Genomic DNA, 20,519 nt, shown 5'->3' on the forward strand with positions numbered 1-20,519 from the left:
GGCTCGGTCAGTCGGTGATGTCGCGGCGCTTGAACACGAAGAGCGCGACGCCCAAGCCTAGAAGGGTATAGAGGGCGCCGAGGGCCAGGGCGGTGTCGTACGGGATGTTGTGCGTGCCGCCCTGGGCGAGTGCGGTGAGGGTGGCACCGGGGGTCCAGTCGGAGAGGCTGTCGAGGGCAGCGGTGATGACCGCTTCGACCACCAGGACGTAGCCGACGCCGACAGAGATGGAGATGGCCGCGGAGCGAGTGAGCAGAGCCAGCACCAGTCCGATGACGCCCCAGACGAGCAGGGTGCAGAACAGGTTGAACCACGCGCCGGCCAGGGTGGGCAGGATGTTCTGCCCCCAGGCTGAAACGTCCAGGTTCGCGCTCTTGGCTGCCATGGGCGCGATGACGAGATTCGCGATGAGCGCGACGGTCGTGACGGCGGCCGTCCACAGGGCCAGTGCGCCCACCTTGCCGAGGAGCAGTCGCACGCGGTCGGGCTGGGCGGAGGCGGTCAGCCGGATCAGGCCGCTGCTGTAGTCGCCGGCCATCACGATCGCCCAGAACGACAAGGCGACGACTCCGTACATACTGGCGGCCGAGGACAGGCCGGCCGTGATGCCGTCCGCGGCCTGCCACTGCTCGAGTGTCGGGAAGGACACCCCCGGCCCGCCGTCCGGCTGTGCCTGGGATGAGCCGACGACCTGCGACATCACCATATTGATCATGGCGGTGAACAAGATGGTCAGACCGAACCAGCCGAGTACGACACTCTTGCGGCGTGTCCGCAGGAGTTCGCTGCGCACGGTATTGATCATGATGCCTTCCGTTCCGCAGCCGCGGCGCGGGCTGCCGTGAGGTCGTGGTCACTGCCCCCGGTCATCTCCAGGAAGATTTCCTCCAGGCTGCCGCGCACCGGTGTCATCGATGCCAGGGTGATGCCGCCTCGAGCGGCGAGACGGTTGAGGTCGGCACCCTGGCGTTCGTCCGCGACGACGCTGAGCCGGCCTTCGGAGGTGTGCTGCACCTGCCATCCGTCAGCGGTCAGCAGCGCGCGAAGTGACGAGGTGTCCCGCGCGTGTTCCGCCGCGATCTCGATGCGCCGACTGGCGCGGGCGAGCAGGTCGGTGACGGGGCCGGAGTAGATCAGATGGCCGAAACGGATGACGACCAGGAAGTCGCAGACCGTCTCGATCTCGGCGAGTAGGTGCGAGGAGACGATGACGGTTCGGCCCGCCCGGGCCAGATCGGCGAGCAGTCCTCGGATCTCGACGATGCCCGACGGATCGAGCCCGTTGGTGGGCTCGTCGAGGATCAGCAGCTCCGGGTCGGGCAGGAGGGCGGCGGCGATGCCGAGGCGCTGCTTCATACCCAGCGAGAAACGTTTGACCGGTTCGGCATCTCGTCCGTTCAGGCCGACGATCTGGAGGACTTCGTCCACGCGTGACGCCGGCAGACCCCGCAGGCCGGCCAGGGACATGAGGTTCACCCTCGCCGACAGGCCGGGCACGAACGCCGGGTTCTCCACCAGCGCTCCGACCCGGTTCAAGTAGCGGCCCGGTGCGCTGATCGGCTCGCCCAGGACTTCGGCGGTTCCCGATGTAGGGGAGATCAGGCCGAGCAGCATGCGGATGAGCGTCGACTTACCCGATCCGTTGGGGCCCACCAGGCCGATCACCCCCGCTCGCGGCAACTCCAGCGTGAGCCCCTCCAGGGCCGTGACCTCGCCGAAACGGCGGGTGAGTCCAGCCGTCTTGATCACACTCATGACTCCTCCAAAGCATGTGAGCGCTCACTCACATATTGAGTGCGGTGAGGACCGGTGTCAAACGAGGGGAAGACGCCGCTGTCAGCTGCGTGGCACAAGAGGAGTGGCCACAGGAGTACCTCGGCACTCCACCGAGTCGCTTCGCGGACTTCGACCGGAGGACGCAGACGTCGGCTTTGTGTCGCACGCGCCCGTCGAAGGCGCGGCTCGCGGCCGTCGCGCCCGGCACATCACGGGCGCGACGGGACGAGGATCGATGCCTCAAGGCGCGCTCGGCGGGCGCGCGGCCGGCTCAGCACCGGGCTGCTTGCCGCGCCGAGCCTTGGTGGGCGTCCTCTCCCCCGACGCCCTCCTGGGGGTCCCGGTCCCTCGTCCGGGTCGCCGCGGTCCTTGACCACACTGCAGCGGCGATCACGCGGAGTCTGACCCACACACTCACCAGCGTCAGCGGGTGCACTCAGGGTGTGGAGCCTGAGATCCATCGACAGCCGGTGCCGCTCGCCTTGCCGCGGGGCATCTGTGCGGTCCTCGTCCTCACGGGCGCCGGCACCACGGCCTACGCTCTGGCGCGGCCGAGACGGTAGCCGGTCCGAACGGTCGAAGGCCAAGCGCCGTTCGGACGAGACCTGCGACAACCGGCCGCTGTGCGACGCGCGGGTCGGGCTCGACCTGGGCGGGCACGGCGTCGGAGGACGGGGCGGCGCAAAAGCCCGGGAGCCGGCCCCGTGCGTCAGGCTCGATCTCCGCCTCCGCGCGGCCGGGCTCCCGGAAGTAGGAGACGAGGATCCAGAGGTCCGCGGATACGGCCATGGCCTGGGTGACCTCCTGGAGCCCCGCCTCGTCCCGGTCAGGGTTCTCGGCACTCAGGACCGGACGAGGCGGGGTACTGCCCCACCATGTCCGAGAGCCGGGTGTGCTCGTCATATGGCTCCCCTCGCGCGCGCGTTCCTTTGGTGTCGCGTCTCCCGTATCTGAGCGGCTGCCGCGCCGGGCTGAGTCGGCGGCGAGCCACGCGGTGGGGAGTGAGCGGAGCGGTCAGAGCCAGCCGTTGCGGCGGAAGGCCCGGTACAGCAGTCCCGCGCCAAGGGCCATCACGACCAGTGCGCAGGGATACCCGTAGCGCCAGTCGAGTTCAGGCATGTGAGCGAAGTTCATGCCGTAGAGGCCGGCGACCATGGTGGGGATCGCGAGAATCGCGGCCCAGGCGCTGATGCGGCGCATGTCGTCGTTCTGCCACGTACCGACCTTGGCGAGGTGGGCGTCGAGGACGGAGCCGAGCAGGTCGTCGAGGGCGCGGACTTCGGTGTCGGTGCGGCTGAGATGGTCGGCGACGTCACGGAAGTACGGCGTCATCTGCTGTGGCCAGTCGTCGTGCGCAGCGGTGAAGTGCTGGACGACGGGCACCAGGGGCTGGACGGCGTCGCGGAACTCCACCACCTCCCGCTTGAGCGAGTAGATCTGCTCCGTGAGGTCGTCGCGGGCGGACGAGAACACGCACCGCTCCAGGTCGGTGAGGTCCGCGCGCACCTGGGCCGCGGCCTCGGCGTAATCGTCCACGATCACGTCGGTGACGGCGTGCAGGACGCTGACCGGGCCGAGCCGTGCCATGTGCGGGGCGTTTCGCAGCCGACGGGCCGCTTCCACGGTCGGGTCGGCGGCACCATGCCGAACGGTCAGCGCGAACGACGGGCCCAGGAAGACCATGACCTCGCCGGTTTCCACATCTGCTGTCTGTTCCACGAACCACAACGTCTTCACAGCGACCGCCAGCACGTCACCGTAGCGTTCCTGCTTCGGCCGCTGGTGCGCCTGCACGGCGTCCTCGGTCGCCAGCGGATGCAGCTTCAGATGCTCGCCCAGCCGCTGCAACTCCTCTTCGCGGGGGTCTTCCATCCGGATCCAGGCGAACTCGTCCGGCTTCAGTACCGCCAAGCGGTCAAGGGCGCCCTCACGCTCTCCGTCACCCTGCCCGACGTCGATGGTGTCGCCTTCGCCTGTTCGCTCACGGTAGATCACACATTCCATGCCTTCTCGGATGCTTCCGCAGCGGCGTTCCATGCACCGGCGGTGGACATACCCATCGAGTGGCGTTGGAGAGGCCGAGCGTCGGGGCTTGGCGGCCAGCGCCGCGGGAACCGCTGACAGGCGCCGGCACAAGGCGGGTGCCGTGCCGGTGTCCCGAAGATCACCGCCCACGCCCGCCCCAGCCGGCCGACGCGTCACATCTCCTTCAGGCGGCGCCGGTCCTGCTCGTCCCACTTCCGCGTGTCGCGGGGCTGGGTGTAGGGCTCGTCCTGCGGAGAGTGGCCGCCGGCGATGGCTCGCTGGCGGGCGGCCTCCGCGTCGAACTCCAGGCCCAACAGGATGGCGAGGTTGGAGATCCACAGCCAGATCAGGAAGACGATGACGCCCGCCATCGTGCCGTAGGTCTTGTTGTAGGAGGCGAAGTTGGAGACGTAGAACGCGAAAGCGGCGGAGGCGATCAGCCAGATCACCAGGGCCAGGAAACTGCCCGGGGTGATCCACTTGAAGCCCTTCACCTTGGCGTTGGGGGTCGCCCAGTAAAGGATCGCGATCATGATGGTGACCAGGATGACGAGCACCGGCCACTTGGCGATCGACCACACGGTCAGGGCCGTGTCGCCCAGCCCGAGCGCGTTGCCCGCCCGGCGCGCCAGGCCACCGGTGAACACCACGATGACCGAGCTGAGCACCGCGAGGATCAGGAGGGTGATGGTCACTCCCAGCCGGACGGGGAGGATCTTCCACACCGGACGGCCTTCGGGCATGTCGTAGACGACGTTCGCCGTGCGGATGAACGCCGCCACGTAGCCGGACGCCGACCAGATCGCCAGCGCCAGGCCGACCAGGGCCATGAGCGAGCCGATGCCGGCATTGCCCTGCAGCTGCTGCACCGCGCTGGTCAGGATGTCGCGCACGGAACCGGGAGCGAACTGTTTGATGTTGTTCAGCACTTTGTCCGTGGTGGACTTCCCGGTCAGACCCAGGAGCGAGACCAGGGCCAGCAGCGCCGGGAACAGAGCGAGGATCCCGTAGTAGGTCAGCGCGGCGGCCCGGTCGGTCAGCTCATCGGCCTTGAACTCCCGCAGGCTGCCCCTGAGCACCGCACGCCAGGCGCCCTTCGGCAGCTTCTTGGGACCGTCGGGCGCGCGCCGCTCCACCTCCGGTCCCAGGCCAGCCCCCTCTCGCTCCGGTGCTTCACTATCGACGGAATGGTTTTTATGTCCAGAAAGGTGCAATTTTGCCATGGCCGCCGAGTACCCCCGGCCTGCACCCCAACCATCACGAAGACGAGCAGACGTCCTCGTCCGCACTGCGTCAACCTGATCCATCCTTGTCGGTCTTGGACCAAGGAGCTATGGGGAAGGGTCGGCCCGGTGTCTGGAGATACTGCCAGCAGCTGTGCACGTGCGCCTCGGCCTCGCGCACAGCGCTGTTGGTCTCCATGCAGGCGGTCGCTGGGTGGGGTGCTGTGTGCGGGGTGGGCGAGGCCGCGTGCTGACGTGGCTCAGCCGTACCGGTCCGGTGGCGTCGGTGGTCTTGGTGCAGGACGGCTGCCCGGGCAATCAGGATCGCGGCGATGACAGCGGCGGCGGTGAGCGCGGTGGCGGCATGCTGATCGGACATGGCTGGGCCTTCAGTGGATGGGTGACGGACGTGGGTGAGGGGGCGGGGGCCGGTTGCTGTCGTGCCGGCCGTCCCGCCCCTGGTGGGTACGTCAGCCCGGCTGGGGCGGGGGCCGGTCGCTGTCGCGCCGGCCGTCCCGCCCCTGGTGGGTACGTCAGCCCGGCCGCGTTCCGGACAGGCGGTCGATGACCATGGCATCGCCGGAGTCGGCGCTCGCTTCGACCTTGTCAAAGACGGCGCCCGGCAGGATGGTCACGGCCCCACCTCACCCCAGGACCGTTTGAACAGCGCGCCCGTGACCATGCCGAATGCCTTCCTGGTTCACTCCTGGCCGCGGAACGCCACCCACGCCAGCACGGCCACGCCAGCGGCCACCAGCAGAACCTTGCGGTGGTCCCGCGCCATCTGAACGCCCTGGGCCGTCTTCAGCCGTACCGGCTCGGGCGCCTTGTCCTGCCACAGCTGTCCCGCCTGACCGGCCTTGGCGCTTGCCTGCTCCGCGGCCTGGGTCACCTTGTCCTTGACCGGAGCGGGCAGCTTGTCCTGGGCCTGGTGGGCCAGTCCGGAGGCCTTGGCCTTCATCTCGTCCACTTTGTGGGCGCCCTGCTCCTTCAGCTCGGCAGCCTTCGCCGCGGCCTGTTGCTTGACCTCGGCGGCCTTTTCCTGCGTACGCGCCTTGACGTCGGTCTTGGCGGCCAGCGCCTCGACCGTCTGCCCGAGTTCGGCACGGGTCTGTTCGACCTGTTCCCGCAGTTCCTCGGGGGTGGCGGCGGTGGGCTCGTCGTGCGGCGGCTGGGTCATCGGTGAGCACTCCCCTTGATCTCGGCCACGTCGGCCTTCACGTTCTCGATCGTCTGCTCGGGCTGAGGCGGCGCCGCCTGCTGCACCTGCTTCCTTCCGCTCAAGACCATCACCGCGGCGATCACACCGAGCACCCCCGTGACGATCAGCGCCGCCGCCCACACCGACAGCGGCACCGCCAGCGCCGCGATCGCGGTGGCGACGAGCGCCTCCAGCATCAAGAAGCCCACGACTCCGGCGCCGCCGAAGAGGCCGCCGCCCTTGCCGTAGCGCTTGCCCTTCTCCTTCATCTCCGCCTGGGCCAGCCTCATCTCGCCGCGCACCAGCTCGGTCAGCTGCTGCGAGGCACGCTGCACCAGCTCTCCCACCGGCTCCTGGCCGGAGCGTTCGGTATTGCGGCCGGCCTCGGTGTAGTGCGACTGCGTGTCCGCCACAGCGATCACCTCCTCTTCGTTCCCGCGCAAATCGCTGCGATCCGCGCTGCCCTCTGCTGAGCGCGCGGGTACCCCGATCCGCGGACTTAAGGAACCCGCCGGCCGAACACCCCTGTTTCGTGTTTCCTCATCGTCGGCATTGACGTGCCGGGAAGGCGGACCTCTCAGCGACGCAGCTCTCCACGCGGCACGTCGCCAGAGCAGAGAGCGCGTGGCGCCACCGTGATCTTCACCCCGGCGAGCCTCAGATGCGCTAGGGGACGGCCAGGGCGAGGCGGGCGATGATGCGTTTGCCGACCGGCTCGCGCTGGGCTTCGAATGCCTGGGCCACGGCCATAACGATCTCCAGGCCGTGCTGGCCGACCCTGTCGGCATCCGCCGCCCGGGCCATCGGCAGGGTGGGATCGGAGTCCCACACCGCGACCTCCACCACATCGCCGAGGATGCGCAGATCCAGCAGGACCGGGCCGGGGGCGTATTTGCGGGCGTTGGTGACCAGCTCACTGACTACCAGCTGAGTGAGATCCATGGCGCGCTGGGAGACGTCCAGGCCATGGTCGGCCTGAACACGGACGAGGAATGCGACTGCCAGGTCGCGGGCCTGGGCGATGTCCGCACCGCCGCCGACCAAGGCAACGTTGGTTTCTATCACTGGTCTGTCCGGCGCCACGCCCTCTTCGGGCGTCGAGCCTGTTTCCATGGCTGCTGCCAATTCATTCCCCGTTCAACAACGGTTGTGCCCGTACCCGTGTGACCGCCGGTCACGCCTTCGCGGTGATGTCGGATCGGCCACACAACGGCACCCCTCGTAGCATGCTCGGCGCCATGCGCACACGGGCTCGAGTGTGTCAGGATCACCGGCATGTCAGAGGGAGAAATGACGGGCACCGAGCATCCGCAGCAGACCGGCGGGCTGTCGGTCGCGGCCACCACCACCGAGGGCGTTCGTGTGCTGACCTTGGCCGGAGAGATCGACCACCACACCGGCGACACGCTCCGCGAGGCCCTGGACACCCCGGGCACTCCTTGTCCTCGCATCGTGGTCGACATGGGCGACGTCACGTTCATGGACTCCAGCGGCATCAACATTCTCATCACCGCCCACCAGGACCTTGGCTCAACCGACGGCTGGCTGCGCCTCGTCGCCGTCGGCCCATCCGTCATGCGCACCCTCAGCATCGTCGGCCTCGACGCCGTCATCGACTGCCACACAACGCTGCGGCAGGCTCTCGACGCGTGACCCATGCCCGCTCGCCCGGCCGGCCCGCCGGACGCGGCAGCCGGACTGTGCGCGGGATGCCGCGGCCGACTCGGGGATGGCCGCGGCACCCGCACCTCACTCACCCTTGGACGCACCGGAAGGAACGCGTCCCAGAGGTGATCACCGACTTCCCCGCCCGCGCCGGGCAAGTCTGCGCCGAACGAGCGAATCACCGGCTCACCTCTCGGCAGGGCCTGGGCGGAGGATCGTCTGCTCTGGGAACGACGTGGCGGCCCGCCTGCCGGACGGGCCCTGCAGGATGCCGACACACCGTACGCGGCGACCGGGCCACAGCACTTCCCCTCGCCGGGCCCGGCCGCTGAGGCTGTGTTCCCAACCTTCACACCAGCCGGGTAACCGCGGAGGGAAGGGCGTAACCCATGCGTGACCATCGGCTGGGCATACTTGCTCCATGGCAACCGCCGACAGCGGCCACACACCGCTTCCAGAGCGCAACGGACACACCCCCGGACAGATCGGGGTGGTTCAGTACGAACGCGGCGGGGCCTGGGTCGTCATCGCTCACGGCGACTACGACCTCGACTCCATCGGCCGGCTCACCCAGGCCCTGGACACCGCGGCCGCACAGCACAAGCGGGTAGTCCTGGACGCCTCCGGCGTCACCTTCGCCGACTCCACCTTCCTCAACCTGCTCCTGAACACCCACCGCCACACCGACCTGCGGATCGCCGCGCCCGCCCCACAGCTGCGGCGCATCCTGGAGATCACCGGCGCCGACACGCTCCTCGACATAAGGCCCACCGTCGACGACGCCGTCACCTGACCCGGATCGGCAACGTGTTCCTTACCGCCGGTTGATCCCGGGCAGGCGGACGTCGTAAGTGTCCAGCATCATCAGAGCGCGCGCCCGTGTCCTCGCCTTCATAGAGGGCCGGGCCGCCTCCATCAGGCCGTCGACGTTCAGCAGTTGTTCGAGTACCTCGAAGTAGACGGCGCCGCTGACATGGTCCGTGGAATGGTCCACGATGCGCTCGACGAAGTCCCAGCATCGCTCAAGCAGTTCCGCATTCGGGTGCTCGCTCTCCAGTTGCGGCATCAACACCGGCGTGGTGAAGCACTCGCCCAGCAGTTCATAGAGCTCCACCACCGCGTCCTGAGTCAGGACGGCCTCTCGTGGCGAGCCGGCCGAACGTCTCTGCGATGGGCCCGGCGGATGCCGGGATCAGGTCCAGCAGCAGAAAGGGGATCTGCTCCGCGGGGACGTCACTCATGCTTCCTGCCTTGTGTGCGTTGCTGATGGTCGCTGGTGCGGGGAGGGACGCGGTGCCCGTCGTGACGCACGACGGGCACCGGCCTCATTGTCAGGCGCAGTTCTCGGGTGGGCAGACGCTGCCGCTGGGTGCAGAGGGCTCCAGGGCCTTGTGGAGCCCGAAGGGATCCAGGGTGTCCGCGAACATCTCGAACGCACCCCTCTTCCAGCCGTACTCGCGCATAGACGACGGAGCCTGGGCAACGGTGGTGAGCCCTGTGTCGGTTAGCGGCCACTCGTCCGACTGCCCGTCAGCTCTGCTGCGTGACGGTGCACTTCGTCGGCGAGGCCGTCTCGTCTCACCGGTCGAAAGCACGGCCGACGTCACGCCACGGCGGAGCAATGACCCTCTATGGAACAGGAGTTGTACTTCATCGTTGTCAGTGGGCCCTGGCATGATCGCGGTCATGACTACTTCGACCGTGGAACAGCTCGTCCTGCGAACCGCCGAGGCGCACGGCCTCCCCGGGCCGGTCGCACAGGAGCTGCTCGCCGGTAGCCGGCCGTGCCTTCACCTGGTCCCCTTCGGGAACCTGACTCCCGCCCAGCAGGAAGGGGCCCGTCCCGCCGCGCGCACCGGAGGGCTCCCCAGCCTGCCGGACGGCGTCGACTGGCCCGAAGGACGCGAACCGCTGCTGCTGACCGTCGACTGCGCGGCGCTCCCTCATGATGTCCTGGACATTGAACTGCCGCCCGACGGAGAGCTGTTGTTCTTCGTCGAGATCGAGTACGAGCCGGAGTCATCGGCGGTGCTCCACGTCCCCGCCGGCATGCCGACCACGGAACGCTCGGCGAGCTACGAACTCGACGGCGAACCGGAACAGGTCACCGTCTACCAACCGAACGTGCTGTATCCGGTCCCGGGACTCACTACCGGACCCGACTGGCACGACGCTCCCGCGGCCAGCGCGTTCCTCGAAGGCCGGGCGGACCAGTACGACATCCTGGACAAGTTCGAGGACGCCGTCCGGGACGTGACGGCGGGCGGCGCTTCGCACGGAGTCTCTGTCCAACTGGGCGGTTTCTCGAGCCCCTGGCAGTCGGCACCGGACGAGGGCGACCTCGTTCTCCTGGCCCAGATACACGGCCAGTCGATCGACTACAACGTCTACACCCAGACCCTGATCGTCGGCACCCGCGAGGACATCGCAGAGCGCCGCTACGAAGGCCTGGAGTTCGAGCAGCAGGTATGAGCAAGCAGCAGGCATAAGCAACCCCTCGCTTGCTCCCCGCCGCCCTTGCGGCGGCGAGCGTTGGTGGACAGGTCGATCTCGGTCCTAACTCGTCCACCAGGAGCTTCACTTCGCTCCCCAGGAAGCCCCCAGGCAGCAGGCGACGGAAGCGCTACCCGCCGTCCCAGACCGAACGCCTCAGCCTTGTCGTCACCGACAACGGCAGACGTCTCCGTCCTCCTCGCCCTCGTCGAAGACTTCCAGCTCACTCTGCCTCGAGATCGGCCAGGAAATCCTCGACCTTTTCGATCCAGGGGCACGGACAGGTGCATTCGGCAGGCCGGGAGCGAGCCGCGCCGACAAGCTCCTCTCCGAAGATCCCGTCGTCCGGCAGGCGCCTACTCACCGTCCACGCGACGTTCTGGTGGGACTGACGCACCCCAGCGGTGATCGCCGGCGGGACCTTCCGGCTGCCCGACAACGCGAGGTCGAAAAAAGATGTGCCACCGGGTGAAACCATCCTCCGCCCGTCGACGGAATGCCTTGCCACGAAGGTTCAAGCAGGTCTCGATCGAAAGGGAAGACCGTCATGAACACACGTGTTGCGGGCGCCACCGTGGCCGTCGCAATCGCCGTCACCCTGTCCGTCACTGCCGGGGCCTCCGCGTCGGCTCAACCGCAAGCCTCTGGTGATCAGGCCATGGTGTCGGTACTTCACGCCGTGCCCGGCCTCACCGTCGACGTCTACGCCGGGAACAAGGAGCTGATCCCGGACTTCAAACCGGGCACGCTCACCGACCCGATGAAGCTGGACGCGGGCTCCTACGACATAAAGATCTTCAAGGAAGGTGAGGGTCCGAGCGGCACCCCGGCCATCGAGAAGAAGGTGGACGTGCCCGCGGGCGCGAACGCGACGCTGGTCGCCCACCTCACGGCCGACGGCAAGCCCACGCTTGACGCGTACGTCAACGACATGTCCAAGATCCCCGCCGGGAAGGCCCGGCTGACCGTACGGCACGTGGCCGCCGCGCCCGCGGTCGACGTGCGGGCCAACGGGACGCCCGTCTTCAAGGACCTGGTGAACCCGAAGGAGGCCAAGGGCGAGGTCGCCGCCGGCACCGTCTCCGCCGACGTGGTACTCGCCGGCACCGACACCGTGGCCATCGGACCCGCCAAACTGAACCTGGCCGAGGGCACCAACACGGTGGTCTACGCCTGGGGCAGCGCCGCTGACAAGAACCTGCAGCTCAAGACGCAGTCACTCACCGGAATGCACTCGGCGCCGAGCGGCGTCCCGGCCGGTGAGACCGGCGCGGCCGCCGCTCACAACGAGGGTCTTCCGCTCGGCGCTCTGTCCTTGGGCGCGGTGTCGGCGCTGACCGCCGCGGGACTCCTCGTGCGACTGCGCCGTACCGCGCGTTGAGACCCACGCCCATCGGGGTGCCGCCACTGCCGGTCCGGCGGCACCCTGCCCTTCTCCCGGAGAAGAGGTAACGCTGCATGCGCAAGCCCTCGTCACGGCTTCTGCTGCTCACGGGACTGTCCGCAGCCCTGGTGGGGCTCATCGTCTCCGCGCTGCTGCTCGTCGATGCCCGGTTCGGGGGCCCGTCGGCCGGTGCCCGGGACTTCGGTCCGACGTCGGGCGCCGGCCCCGTTTCCTCCCCTCAGACACCGCGGGTCCCGACTAAGGAGCCGTCCGCCGCGATGGCGCGCGGTGACGAAGCACCGAGGCAGGCGAGGACGAGCGAACCGGCGTCACTGGTCCTGCCCCGCCTCGACGTGAGGGCGGCCGTCAAGGCAGTGGGTGTCGCGGCCGACGGTCAGATCGAGATACCCGACAACCCCAAGCAGGTCGGCTGGTACCGCTACTCGCCGGAACCCGGCTCCTCGAAAGGTTCGACGGTCATCGTGGGCCACGTGGACTCCAAAGGGCGCGGACTGGGGGTGCTGGTGGCCCTCAACGACGTCCGCGCGGGTGACCGGGTGCTCGTACGGCAGAAGGACGGCGGCGAGGTGCAGTACCGCGTCAGCTCGCGCCGCACCATCGGCAAACGGGACCTGGCAGCATCCGGAGCGTTCCGCCGAGACGGGCCGGCGGTCCTGACCCTGATCACCTGTGCCGGCCCCTACCTCGCGGACAAGGGCGGCTATCAGAACAACCTTGTCGTCACTGCTGTGGAGGCGCCGACGTGACGACGGGATGGGGCGGCTCCCAGGTACTTGCGGCTACTGTTGCCGTCATGAGCACCCGCTCGGACGAGGAGCTCGGCCAGGGATTCGCCGACGGCGACGAGTCCTGCCTCAATGAGGCATACCGCCGCTGGGGTGCGCTGATCTTCACCGTGGCGACGAAGCGACTGGGAGATACCGAGGAAGCGAAGGACGTCACTCAGCAGGTCTTCGTCGGTGCGTGGCGCGGTCGCAAGAGTTACGATCCGCAGCGTGGTTCCCTCAAGACCTGGCTGATGGGCATCACCCACAAAAAAGTGGCCGATGCGCTGATCCGTCGCTCTCGGCATCAAAGAGACATCGAAGCGGTCACCGTGGCAGGCGCCGCGGAAGTGTCCCGGCAGGATGCCCCTGCGGATTCCGTGGTCGACTTCGTGGTGCTGGCGGACGAACTGGACCGCCTTCCCCAACACCAGCGGACCGTCCTGGAGATGGCGTTCTACGAGGATCTCACCCAGGCGCAGATCGCCCAGCGCACCGGACTTCCGCTGGGGACCGTCAAAAGCAACACACGGCGCGGGCTGATGCGCATGAAGAAGCGATTGGAGGTGGACGGTGGAGCACGCTGACGAAGAAGCACTGGCGCTCATGGCGATCGGAGAGAATCCGTCCCCTCCGGACGAAGAGCACGTGCGTACGTGTGCGCACTGCGCGCGTGAGCTCGACGCCCTGCGCCACGTCGTCCTGACCATGAAGGGACAGCCTCCCCAGGAGGGTGAGCTGCTCCCCCCTCCAGCCGACGTTTGGGATTCCATCGCAAGCGAGCTGGGCCTCCCTCATCAGCATGAGGGCGCAGGAGTGAACGCCGGCGAGCAGGACCGGACCGGCAGCCAGGCCCCCTCGCCGAGGCCGGCCCGGACAAGGTCCCGGCGCCTGAGCCGCCTGAGCGTGACACTTGCCGCTTGCGCCGCCCTCCTGGGCGCCGCCGCGGGCAGCACCATCACCTGGTGGGTCACCCGGGACGGCACGACGGTGTCCGTCGCCGACGGCAGGCGCTTGGATTCTCTGCAGGCGAACTCGGCCGGGTACGCACGGCTCAACGGCGCCAGCGGGCACCGCACTCTCACCGTGACGGTCAAGGGCCTGCCGCGGACGTCCGGCTACTTCGAGGTGTGGCTGATGGACCGTACGCACACCAAGCTCGTGTCGATGGGCGTCCTGGACTCCAAAGGCCGGGCCACCCTGCCCGTGCCCAACAACATCGACCTGCGCGAGTACTCCGTGGTCGACGTCTCCGTCCAGCCCTACAACGGCAAGCCCGATCACTCCGGAGACAGCGTCGTCCGCGGCCAGTACGCCGGCTGACACCCGGCATCGGACACCGTTCCCGCTGCCCCACACCCTTCGGCCGTCAGGCGGCGATCCGGCGGAGCACCGGCCGGCTCTCCGGCGTCAGGACCCCCGCGGCGCACAGCGTTCTGGCCGCTCCGAGCGAATGCCAGCTGACCTGCACGACCTCGCTGGCATTGGGAACGATGGAAGTCGCCGAAATCTGGCACTCGTAGAGCCCCATCCAGTGGGGGGTGGGGCTGTCCAGGTTGAGGAACCTGTCCACACGCCGTGCTGGAACTCGTACCCCGAGTTCCTCGAGCACCTCGCGAGCAGCCGCCCGCTCGTAGGACTCCCCCGCCTTCACCGCGCCGGCGACGAAGGCCTCCAGCCGCCCCGGAAAGCGCGGATGGCGCGGGGAGCGTCTCACCAGGAGGATTCTTCCGCTCCCGTCACGGCACACCACTGCCACGATGCGGTGCAGCCACCCATGGCGGACGGCGTCGGCGCGGGAGGTCACGGCCATGACCTGGTCGAGAAGATCGACCCGGTCCACCAGCTCCCCGCGCCGCTTCGCCGCGGCCTCGCCGAGACGTTCGTCGGCCTCGGTCACGCGTAGGGGCTGTCGGCGCCGGCGGCGGCCGGCTTGGGGGCGCGGGCGGGGCAGCAGCCGACCGGGCACAGGTCGTGGCTCGCGCCCAGGCGGCCGAGCGCGCAGAGGGTGGGCTGCTCGCCGCGCTCCGTGGCCGCGCGCTCCAGGATCAGGTCGCGGACGGCCGCCGCGAAGCGCGGGTCCGCGCCCACCGTCGCCGAGCGGCGCATGGGCAGGCCGAGTTCCTCGGCCTTGGCCCTGGCCTCGGTGTCGAGGTCGTAGAGGACCTCCATGTGGTCCGAGACGAAACCGATGGGGGCGATGACGACGGCCGGTGCGCCCGATGCGTGCAGGGCCTCAAGGTGGTCGCAGATGTCCGGCTCCAGCCACGGGATGTGCGGGGCCCCGGAACGCGACTGGTAGACCAACTTCCACGGGTGCTCGACGCCGGTGCGCTCGCGGACGGCATCGGCGATCAGGGACGCCACCTCCAAATGCTGCGCCACGTACGCGCCGCCCTCGCCGTGGCCCTCGACGGGTCCGGAGGTGTCCGCGGAGGCCGTGGGGATCGAGTGGGTCGAGAACGCGATGTGGGAGCCCTCGCGGACGGCCTGCGGCAGCTCGTCCAGCGCGCGGAGGACGCCCTCGATCATGGGCTGCACGAAGCCCTCGTGGTTGAAGTAGTGGCGCAGCTTGTCGACCCGGGGCAGCTCGTCGAGCCCCTCGGCCTCAAGGGTGGCCAGGGCGTCGGCCAGGTTCTCGCGGTACTGGCGGCAGCCCGAGTACGACGCGTAGGCGCTGGTGGCCAGGACCAGGATGCGGCGGTGGCCGTCGGCGGTCATCTCGCGCAGGGTGTCGGTCAGGTACGGGGCCCAGTTGCGGTTGCCCCAGTAGATCGGCAGGTCCAGGCCGTGGTCCGCGAAGTCCTTGCGCAGCGCGTCCAGCAGCGCACGGTTCTGGTCGTTGATGGGACTGACCCCGCCGAACAGGAAGTAGTGTTCGCCGACCTCCTTCAGCCGTTCCCTGGGGATGCCCCGGCCGCGGGTGACGTTCTCCAGGAACGGGATCACGTCGTCCGGGCCTTCGGGACCACCGAAGGACAGCAGGAGCAGGGCGTCGTACGGACGGGTCGACAGCGTGGCATTCACGGATGTTCCTCGTGGCTGGTCTGTGCAGGCAGGAGTTCACCCGGAGTACCGGCGTGGCCTTCCGTACAGATGCAGTCCACACGCCAGACGCCCGGCACACCGACGTGTTGCGGGGGGGGGGGGGCCGGGCCCGGCGCCGACCCAGGCCCTCCGAAAAGCGACCGCTCACGTCGCGTGCAGTCGCGCTTCGAGACCGTCGAGGACGGCTTGGAGGCCGAACTGGAAGGCGTCGTCGGGCGCGGCGCCGTAGTGCGCGCCCTGTGTGTCCAGGCGAGCGCGCAGCCGGGGGAACTGCGCGGCGATCTGGCGGGCTTCGGTCATGGTGTCGCGGGTGACCTGCTCACCGTCACTTCCCTCGCGGCCGAGTTTGCGGGTGAGGGAGGCGGTCGCGGCGGGACCCAGGGCATTGCCGAGCACAAAGGTGAAGACGGTCGTGGCAGCCTGGTCGGCCGCGGACCCGGTGAATCCGGCGGCCTCGTAGATGGCGAGGAGATGGTCGTCGTGGCGGGCTTTGCCCGAGCCGGTCATCAGGAAGGACCCGAATGCCTGGAGCAGCCACGGGTGGCGGGTGAGCATCGTGTACAGGTCGGTGGCCATGGCGGTGGCGGCGGTGCGCCAGTCGAGCAGGTCCAGGTCGGGCAGGGTGATCTCGTGCCACACCTGGTCGCCGGCGAGGACGACGAGGTTGTCCTTGCTGCCCACGTGCCAGTAGACCGCAGTGGCCGCTGACCCCAGCCGCTTGCCGAGCGCCCGCATGTTCAGTCCCTCCAGGCCGTCGGTGTCCAGCAGCGAGACGGCGGCGGTGACGATCTGTTCGCGGGTCAGCGTGTCGCGGGGCATGGACGCACGATAGCCGTCGACTTGCACATCGTTCAAATAACCTCTTGCACTGTGTTCAAGTTGTTGTTAGCGTCCACTTGAACACAGTGCAAGTCGCGGCGACGACGGGCGGACCACCTTGCCGTCACGCGACTTCGAACGGGAGGGAACCGAGATGGCGCGGGACGCACTGGCGAAGTACGTCGAGGCGAAGGCCATGGAACTCGACATTCCAGGTGCCGCGGTGGCGGTATGGGCGGACGGCCAGGAGCTGTTCGCCTGCCATGGCGTGACGAGTATCGACAACCCTCTGCCCGTCGACCGCAACACGTTGTTCGTCCTGGGCTCGGTCACCAAGACCTATACGGCGACCGCGATCATGCGCCTGGTCGAGACAGGCCGGGTCGATCTGAACGCGCCGGTACGTCGCTATGTTTCCGAACTTCGGCTCCCCGACGAGGAGTCGGCGGCGCGAATCACCGTCCTGAACCTGCTCAACCACACCGCCGGCCTGGACACCCGGATGGTCTTCGACAGCGGAGACGGAGACGACGCACTGGCCCGTGAGGTCGCCAAGATGGCTGAGGTGGCTCTGATCGGCCCCGTCGGCGGGCGTGCCTCCTACAGCCAGCTCGGCTACAACCTGCTCGGCCGGGTGATCGAGAACGTCACCGGCCAGACCTACGAGGCCGCCGTCGCCTCACTGGTCCTGGAGCCGGTCCGCCTGGCCGACAGCGTCTTCACCGCCGCCCAGGCCATCACCCGCCGATTCGCCGTCGGCCACAATCTCAGCGAGGGGACGCTCAAGGTCGCCGGCACCTGGAAGGACACCCGCGGCAACAACCCGGGCGGCGGCCTGGTGTCCTCGGTGGCCGACCAGCTTCGCTGGGCCCGATTCCACCTCGGTGACGATGACCTGACGCGGCGGATGCAGGAGCCGACGGCAGAACTGCACGGCTCCACGCTCGGGGACGCCCTCGGCCTCGCCTGGTTCCTGCGCGATGTGGACGGCGTGCGCACCGTCGGGCACGGCGGATCGGCCAATGGCCAGTTCGCCGATCTGCTGCTGGTTCCGGAGCGGGATTTCGCCGTCGTCGCCGTGTCCAACGCCGGGCCTGACAGCGGCCTGGAGTTCAACCAGGCCTTGGTCCGCTGGACCCTTGAGCATTACCTCGGCGTGGTCGAGCGCCCACACCGACTGCTCCCCTACGATCCCGAGCGCGCCCGGGAGATCACCGGGCAGTACGAGAACGCATTCATGACACTGACCATCGACACCGACGGTGCCGCGATGACGGTCGAATGCCGCATCAAACCGGAGATCCGCGCAGCGTCCGAGACAGAACTGCCGGCGGACATGCCGCCGGCCGAGCTCGGCCTGCTGCCCGGCAACGGGGACGAGTACCTGGTCACCGGCGGCGGCCTGGCCGGCCAGCGCGGCTTCCTCACCCGCGATGCCCGTGGCACCGTCATCGGGGCGGACCTGGCCGGGCGCTTCTTCCACCGGGCTCCGGCAACCGCCGACTGAGACCTGACGACCGCCGGAGAGCATCGCGGGCGAGGCCGATGACAGCTACGGCGCAGCAGTCAGGTTCGAGCACTGGGCCGGAACTGCCTCCCACCGGTCGCCGATGATTACCTCTGCTCCCGTAACGGGCGGTACATTGAGTTGCGTCATCCGTCCCGTTGTATCGCCTCATGTGCGGCGGGCCGCTGCGAGGGGCATCAGGATGCCGTGACCTGAAGATTCTGGGGAGGACCGTGTCATGAGCGGCACGCTGGCCGACGAAATCCGCAGCCGTCTGGGTGACCTCAGCCCCGCCGAGCGCAAGGTCGCCCGGGTGCTGCTGGCCGGGTACCCCGCCGCGGTCTTCGAGACGGTGGCGACCATCGCGGAGCGTGCGGCCGTGTCGACCCCCACCGTTCTGCGCTGCGCCTCCCGCCTCGGCTACCGGGGATTTCCCGACCTACAGGCCGCGCTGCGCGCCGAGTTGGATGCCCGCAACGCCTCGCCGATCACCCTGTACGAGTCAGCGGACACCGGCCCGGGCGGGGAGGCGGAGGAGGCCGCTGGGGACGAGGGGCGGTTGCAGGGGCGTGTGGCGTTGATCCAGCAGGCCCTGTCGCAGACCTTCCATGAGGTGTCCCCTCATGAGTTCGAGACGGCGGCCGAGCTGCTGAGCGACGCCCGGCGTCGGGTTCATCTTGTCGGCGGCCGCTTCACGCATCTACTCGCGCAGTATCTCGGTCTGCACCTGATGCAAATGCGCGACCAGGTCTCCTTCGTCCCGGACCGGGACGTGGAGCGGACCTCCGTGCTCACCCAGTTGACCCGCCGGGACGTCGTCGTCATCTTCGACTACCGTCGATACGAGGCGGAGATGACCCTCATCGCCGAACTCGTCCATGAGCGGGGCGGGAAAGTCGTGGTCTTCACCGATCCCTGGCTCTCGCCCGCGTCCGCGCACGCCGACGTCGTGCTCATCAACCAGGTGGCGTCCAGTTCGCCGTACGACAGCCTGACTCCGACGGTGGCGCTCATCGAGACGCTGATCTCCGCGGTGCTCGACCTGCTCGGCCCGGACGCGCACCAGCGCATGAAGGACGCCGAGGACATCGCTCACCGAACTGGCCTGCTCTGACCGGACGTTGCACCGGCCGGAGTGTGCGGCTCAGCAGCGCGAGGGGCGTCGCGTTCTTGACGAACACGACGCCCCTTGTGATGTGCTCTGGAGTGTCAGCGCGGTGCGATCGAGATGCGCAGGCCGACGAGCGTCTCGGCGGTGCTGCCGTTACCGCTCCAGGCGGCGAAGGTGTGGGCCTTGGTGAAGGTGACGTCGAAGCGCGGGCCGGATTCGAAGGTGGAGGCGGTCGCGGTGTTCTGTGCGCTGGACTGCGCGAGGGCCCGGGCTGTCGTGCGGAAGGAGTAGGCGCTGCCGTCAGGGTTGGCGGCGGAGTGGAAGACGTCCGTGTTCGCGGGCACGGGAGCCGCGTCCAAGGGGGGCAGACGCAGTTTGCCGGTCGCGGGGCGAACGCGCCACGAGCCGGCGTCGTAGCGGTCGTGGTCGGTGAGGTAGGAGTAGCGGGCGCCGCACAAGGTCCATCCGGCGGGCGAGGTGGTGGCGTGGGCCTGACGCAGGTCGAGGACGCCGACGCCGTTGGGACCGAGGACGGTGAGCCGTTCATGGGTGCTGCCGGGGTGGTCGACGACCAGGGCGGTGTTCTCGTCGAGGGCGAAGACACGGTCGTGTCCGGTGTCGGCGGCCAGGCGGTAGGCGCGGCCCTCTCGTCCGTAGACCCCGGTGTGGGTGTCGATGAGGGCCGAGCGCAGGAAACCGAAGCCCCCCTTCGGGATGTACCCCAGGCGGGTGGGGTCGTCGAAGTAGCCCGGGGCGCTGCCGTCGCGCAGCCCTTCGTAGGACTCGCCCCCGCTGACCATGTCGGGGCCGGAGGCGATCTGGGCGCCCGCGGAGGAGCCGGCGACGACGGCACCGTGGGCCAGCTTGGCCCGGATGGCGGCCAGGACCTTGGAGTCCTTCTGGCTGGGACCGCGCAGCAGCGTCTGGATGTAGCGGTACTGGTCGCCGCCGCCGAAGAAGAAGCCGGTCATGGAGTTGACCTGGGCGACGACGGCGTCGGAGTCGGCGTTGGCCACGTGGTCGAGGTCGACGGGGATCCACTGGGCGTCGGCCGCGCCGTGCTTCTTGAACAGTGCGGAGTAATAGGCGCCGTTGCAGGCGGAGTTGCTGCACCGGTCGGGGTCGGCGGCGTCGGGGTCCTGGCTCTCGGGAACGGACGCGGCGGTGATGACGCCGATGCGGGCGCCGGCGCCACCGGCACGGTCGATGATCTCGCCGTACACCTCGGTGTTGTCGTCCTTGAGGGCACCGCCGACAAGGACGAGCGAGCCGTCGCGGCCGGTGGGCCTGGCACCGCCCGCGTGTGCGGCGGGGGCGGCGGCCAGGAGGGTGAGGACGATGCTGCCGACGAAGGCGGCGCGGTGGGTGAGGCCGCGAGGTGCGCGCATGGTCTCTCCAGTCGTGAGAGGTGGGCAGGGGGCAGCGTGCCGTGCCGACGGGACGGGCCGGCCGGGCACGGCAGGTGGTGACGTGAGCGGATCG

Annotated in this window: 21 protein-coding genes and 1 pseudogene; 9 read left to right on the forward strand and 13 right to left on the reverse strand. The window is 68.8% G+C overall.

What is annotated here, in order from left to right:
• Positions 1-7: 7 nt before the first annotated feature.
• The 8 genes and pseudogenes from LN251_RS36630 to LN251_RS36665 form a co-directional block, all read right to left on the reverse strand.
• A complete protein-coding gene (locus tag LN251_RS36630) occupies positions 8-805 on the reverse strand; it encodes a hypothetical protein (RefSeq protein ID WP_458248477.1) in 798 nt (265 codons plus the stop codon).
• Positions 802-1,755, reverse strand: coding sequence for an ABC transporter ATP-binding protein (locus tag LN251_RS36635; protein ID WP_458248478.1), 954 nt, complete (start codon positions 1,753-1,755; stop codon positions 802-804). Before LN251_RS36635 ends, LN251_RS36630 begins: the two co-directional genes overlap by 4 nt.
• A gap of 639 nt (positions 1,756-2,394) precedes the next feature.
• Positions 2,395-2,535: pseudogene (locus LN251_RS36640) on the reverse strand (alpha/beta hydrolase); the annotation flags it as partial.
• A gap of 255 nt (positions 2,536-2,790) precedes the next feature.
• Entirely contained in the window at positions 2,791-3,687 is an 897-nt protein-coding gene (locus LN251_RS36645; RefSeq protein ID WP_458248479.1) for a magnesium and cobalt transport protein CorA, read from the reverse strand.
• A gap of 287 nt (positions 3,688-3,974) precedes the next feature.
• Positions 3,975-5,024, reverse strand: coding sequence for a YihY/virulence factor BrkB family protein (locus tag LN251_RS36650; RefSeq protein ID WP_458248480.1), 1,050 nt, complete (start codon positions 5,022-5,024; stop codon positions 3,975-3,977).
• Between the two features lie 700 nt (positions 5,025-5,724).
• A complete protein-coding gene (locus LN251_RS36655) occupies positions 5,725-6,204 on the reverse strand; it encodes a DUF3618 domain-containing protein (RefSeq protein WP_458248481.1) in 480 nt (159 codons plus the stop codon).
• Positions 6,201-6,572: a phage holin family protein gene (locus LN251_RS36660; protein WP_458249498.1), complete on the reverse strand. Its 372-nt coding sequence runs from the start codon at positions 6,570-6,572 to the stop codon at positions 6,201-6,203. The genes LN251_RS36655 and LN251_RS36660 overlap by 4 nt, the downstream gene beginning before the upstream one ends.
• A 319-nt stretch (positions 6,573-6,891) precedes the next feature.
• The gene (locus LN251_RS36665; RefSeq protein WP_458248482.1) at positions 6,892-7,338 is read right to left on the reverse strand and encodes an ATP-binding protein; all 447 of its coding nucleotides are present in this window, start codon (positions 7,336-7,338) and stop codon (positions 6,892-6,894) included.
• Positions 7,339-7,515: 177 nt separating this feature from the next.
• On the opposite strand from LN251_RS36665, the gene LN251_RS36670 reads away from it, so the two are divergent.
• On the forward strand, positions 7,516-7,878 hold the full coding sequence (locus LN251_RS36670; protein ID WP_458248483.1) for an STAS domain-containing protein: 363 nt from the start codon (positions 7,516-7,518) through the stop codon (positions 7,876-7,878).
• Positions 7,879-8,311: 433 nt separating this feature from the next.
• Positions 8,312-8,683, forward strand: a complete 372-nt coding sequence (locus LN251_RS36675; protein WP_458248484.1) for an STAS domain-containing protein — start codon at positions 8,312-8,314, stop codon at positions 8,681-8,683.
• Positions 8,684-8,704: 21 nt separating this feature from the next.
• Here LN251_RS36675 and LN251_RS36680 read toward each other — a convergent pair whose 3' ends face one another.
• Complete coding sequence (locus LN251_RS36680) at positions 8,705-9,004, reverse strand: hypothetical protein (protein WP_458248485.1); 300 nt, start codon at positions 9,002-9,004, stop codon at positions 8,705-8,707.
• Between the two features lie 572 nt (positions 9,005-9,576).
• Here LN251_RS36680 and LN251_RS36685 point away from each other — a divergent pair.
• The 5 genes from LN251_RS36685 to LN251_RS36705 all read left to right on the forward strand — a co-directional run bounded on the left by LN251_RS36685 (position 9,577) and on the right by LN251_RS36705 (position 13,875).
• On the forward strand, positions 9,577-10,362 hold the full coding sequence (locus LN251_RS36685; RefSeq protein ID WP_458248486.1) for a DUF1963 domain-containing protein: 786 nt from the start codon (positions 9,577-9,579) through the stop codon (positions 10,360-10,362).
• Between the two features lie 568 nt (positions 10,363-10,930).
• Positions 10,931-11,764, forward strand: coding sequence for a DUF4397 domain-containing protein (locus tag LN251_RS36690; protein WP_458248487.1), 834 nt, complete (start codon positions 10,931-10,933; stop codon positions 11,762-11,764).
• A 77-nt stretch (positions 11,765-11,841) separates the two neighbouring features.
• Positions 11,842-12,534, forward strand: coding sequence for a class F sortase (locus LN251_RS36695; RefSeq protein ID WP_458248488.1), 693 nt, complete (start codon positions 11,842-11,844; stop codon positions 12,532-12,534).
• 47 nt (positions 12,535-12,581) lie between these two features.
• The gene (locus LN251_RS36700) at positions 12,582-13,139 is read left to right on the forward strand and encodes a sigma-70 family RNA polymerase sigma factor (RefSeq protein WP_458248489.1); all 558 of its coding nucleotides are present in this window, start codon (positions 12,582-12,584) and stop codon (positions 13,137-13,139) included.
• A 319-nt stretch (positions 13,140-13,458) separates the two neighbouring features.
• Positions 13,459-13,875, forward strand: a complete 417-nt coding sequence (locus LN251_RS36705; protein ID WP_458248490.1) for an anti-sigma factor — start codon at positions 13,459-13,461, stop codon at positions 13,873-13,875.
• Between the two features lie 46 nt (positions 13,876-13,921).
• On the opposite strand, the gene LN251_RS36710 is transcribed toward LN251_RS36705, so the two are convergent.
• From LN251_RS36710 to LN251_RS36720, 3 genes are all read right to left on the reverse strand, one after another.
• Positions 13,922-14,452 carry an NUDIX domain-containing protein gene (locus LN251_RS36710; RefSeq protein WP_458248491.1) on the reverse strand — a complete coding sequence of 177 codons (531 nt, stop codon included), beginning with the start codon at positions 14,450-14,452 and terminating at the stop codon, positions 13,922-13,924.
• The gene (locus tag LN251_RS36715) at positions 14,449-15,579 is read right to left on the reverse strand and encodes a ferrochelatase (RefSeq protein WP_458248492.1); all 1,131 of its coding nucleotides are present in this window, start codon (positions 15,577-15,579) and stop codon (positions 14,449-14,451) included. The genes LN251_RS36710 and LN251_RS36715 overlap by 4 nt, the downstream gene beginning before the upstream one ends.
• Positions 15,580-15,744: 165 nt before the next feature.
• A complete protein-coding gene (locus LN251_RS36720) occupies positions 15,745-16,419 on the reverse strand; it encodes a TetR/AcrR family transcriptional regulator (protein WP_458248493.1) in 675 nt (224 codons plus the stop codon).
• 154 nt (positions 16,420-16,573) lie between these two features.
• Here LN251_RS36720 and LN251_RS36725 point away from each other — a divergent pair, with 154 nt between their 5' ends.
• The gene (locus tag LN251_RS36725; RefSeq protein WP_458248494.1) at positions 16,574-17,926 is read left to right on the forward strand and encodes a serine hydrolase domain-containing protein; all 1,353 of its coding nucleotides are present in this window, start codon (positions 16,574-16,576) and stop codon (positions 17,924-17,926) included.
• A gap of 238 nt (positions 17,927-18,164) precedes the next feature.
• On the forward strand, positions 18,165-19,040 hold the full coding sequence (locus LN251_RS36730) for a MurR/RpiR family transcriptional regulator (RefSeq protein ID WP_458248495.1): 876 nt from the start codon (positions 18,165-18,167) through the stop codon (positions 19,038-19,040).
• A 95-nt stretch (positions 19,041-19,135) separates the two neighbouring features.
• Here LN251_RS36730 and LN251_RS36735 read toward each other — a convergent pair whose 3' ends face one another.
• On the reverse strand, positions 19,136-20,425 hold the full coding sequence (locus LN251_RS36735; protein ID WP_458248496.1) for a cyanophycinase: 1,290 nt from the start codon (positions 20,423-20,425) through the stop codon (positions 19,136-19,138).
• Between the last annotated feature and the right edge of the window lie 94 nt (positions 20,426-20,519).

Source organism: Streptomyces sp. MAI_2237 (assembly GCF_054189285.1).

What these genes read in the sequence shown, in the direction of transcription:
- LN251_RS36635 (WP_458248478.1), bottom strand. Translation starts at nt 1,755, where the DNA reads ATGAGTGTGATCAAGACGGCTGGACTCACCCGCCGTTTCGGCGAGGTC.
- LN251_RS36695 (WP_458248488.1), top strand. Translation starts at nt 11,842, where the DNA reads ATGCGCAAGCCCTCGTCACGGCTTCTGCTGCTCACGGGACTGTCCGCA.
- LN251_RS36670 (WP_458248483.1), top strand. Translation starts at nt 7,516, where the DNA reads ATGACGGGCACCGAGCATCCGCAGCAGACCGGCGGGCTGTCGGTCGCG.
- LN251_RS36735 (WP_458248496.1), bottom strand. Translation starts at nt 20,425, where the DNA reads ATGCGCGCACCTCGCGGCCTCACCCACCGCGCCGCCTTCGTCGGCAGC.
- LN251_RS36725 (WP_458248494.1), top strand. Translation starts at nt 16,574, where the DNA reads ATGGCGCGGGACGCACTGGCGAAGTACGTCGAGGCGAAGGCCATGGAA.
- LN251_RS36720 (WP_458248493.1), bottom strand. Translation starts at nt 16,419, where the DNA reads ATGCCCCGCGACACGCTGACCCGCGAACAGATCGTCACCGCCGCCGTC.
- LN251_RS36690 (WP_458248487.1), top strand. Translation starts at nt 10,931, where the DNA reads ATGAACACACGTGTTGCGGGCGCCACCGTGGCCGTCGCAATCGCCGTC.
- LN251_RS36700 (WP_458248489.1), top strand. Translation starts at nt 12,582, where the DNA reads ATGAGCACCCGCTCGGACGAGGAGCTCGGCCAGGGATTCGCCGACGGC.
- LN251_RS36665 (WP_458248482.1), bottom strand. Translation starts at nt 7,338, where the DNA reads ATGGAAACAGGCTCGACGCCCGAAGAGGGCGTGGCGCCGGACAGACCA.
- LN251_RS36730 (WP_458248495.1), top strand. Translation starts at nt 18,165, where the DNA reads ATGAGCGGCACGCTGGCCGACGAAATCCGCAGCCGTCTGGGTGACCTC.
- LN251_RS36630 (WP_458248477.1), bottom strand. Translation starts at nt 805, where the DNA reads ATGATCAATACCGTGCGCAGCGAACTCCTGCGGACACGCCGCAAGAGT.
- LN251_RS36650 (WP_458248480.1), bottom strand. Translation starts at nt 5,024, where the DNA reads ATGGCAAAATTGCACCTTTCTGGACATAAAAACCATTCCGTCGATAGT.
- LN251_RS36685 (WP_458248486.1), top strand. Translation starts at nt 9,577, where the DNA reads ATGACTACTTCGACCGTGGAACAGCTCGTCCTGCGAACCGCCGAGGCG.
- LN251_RS36675 (WP_458248484.1), top strand. Translation starts at nt 8,312, where the DNA reads ATGGCAACCGCCGACAGCGGCCACACACCGCTTCCAGAGCGCAACGGA.
- LN251_RS36655 (WP_458248481.1), bottom strand. Translation starts at nt 6,204, where the DNA reads ATGACCCAGCCGCCGCACGACGAGCCCACCGCCGCCACCCCCGAGGAA.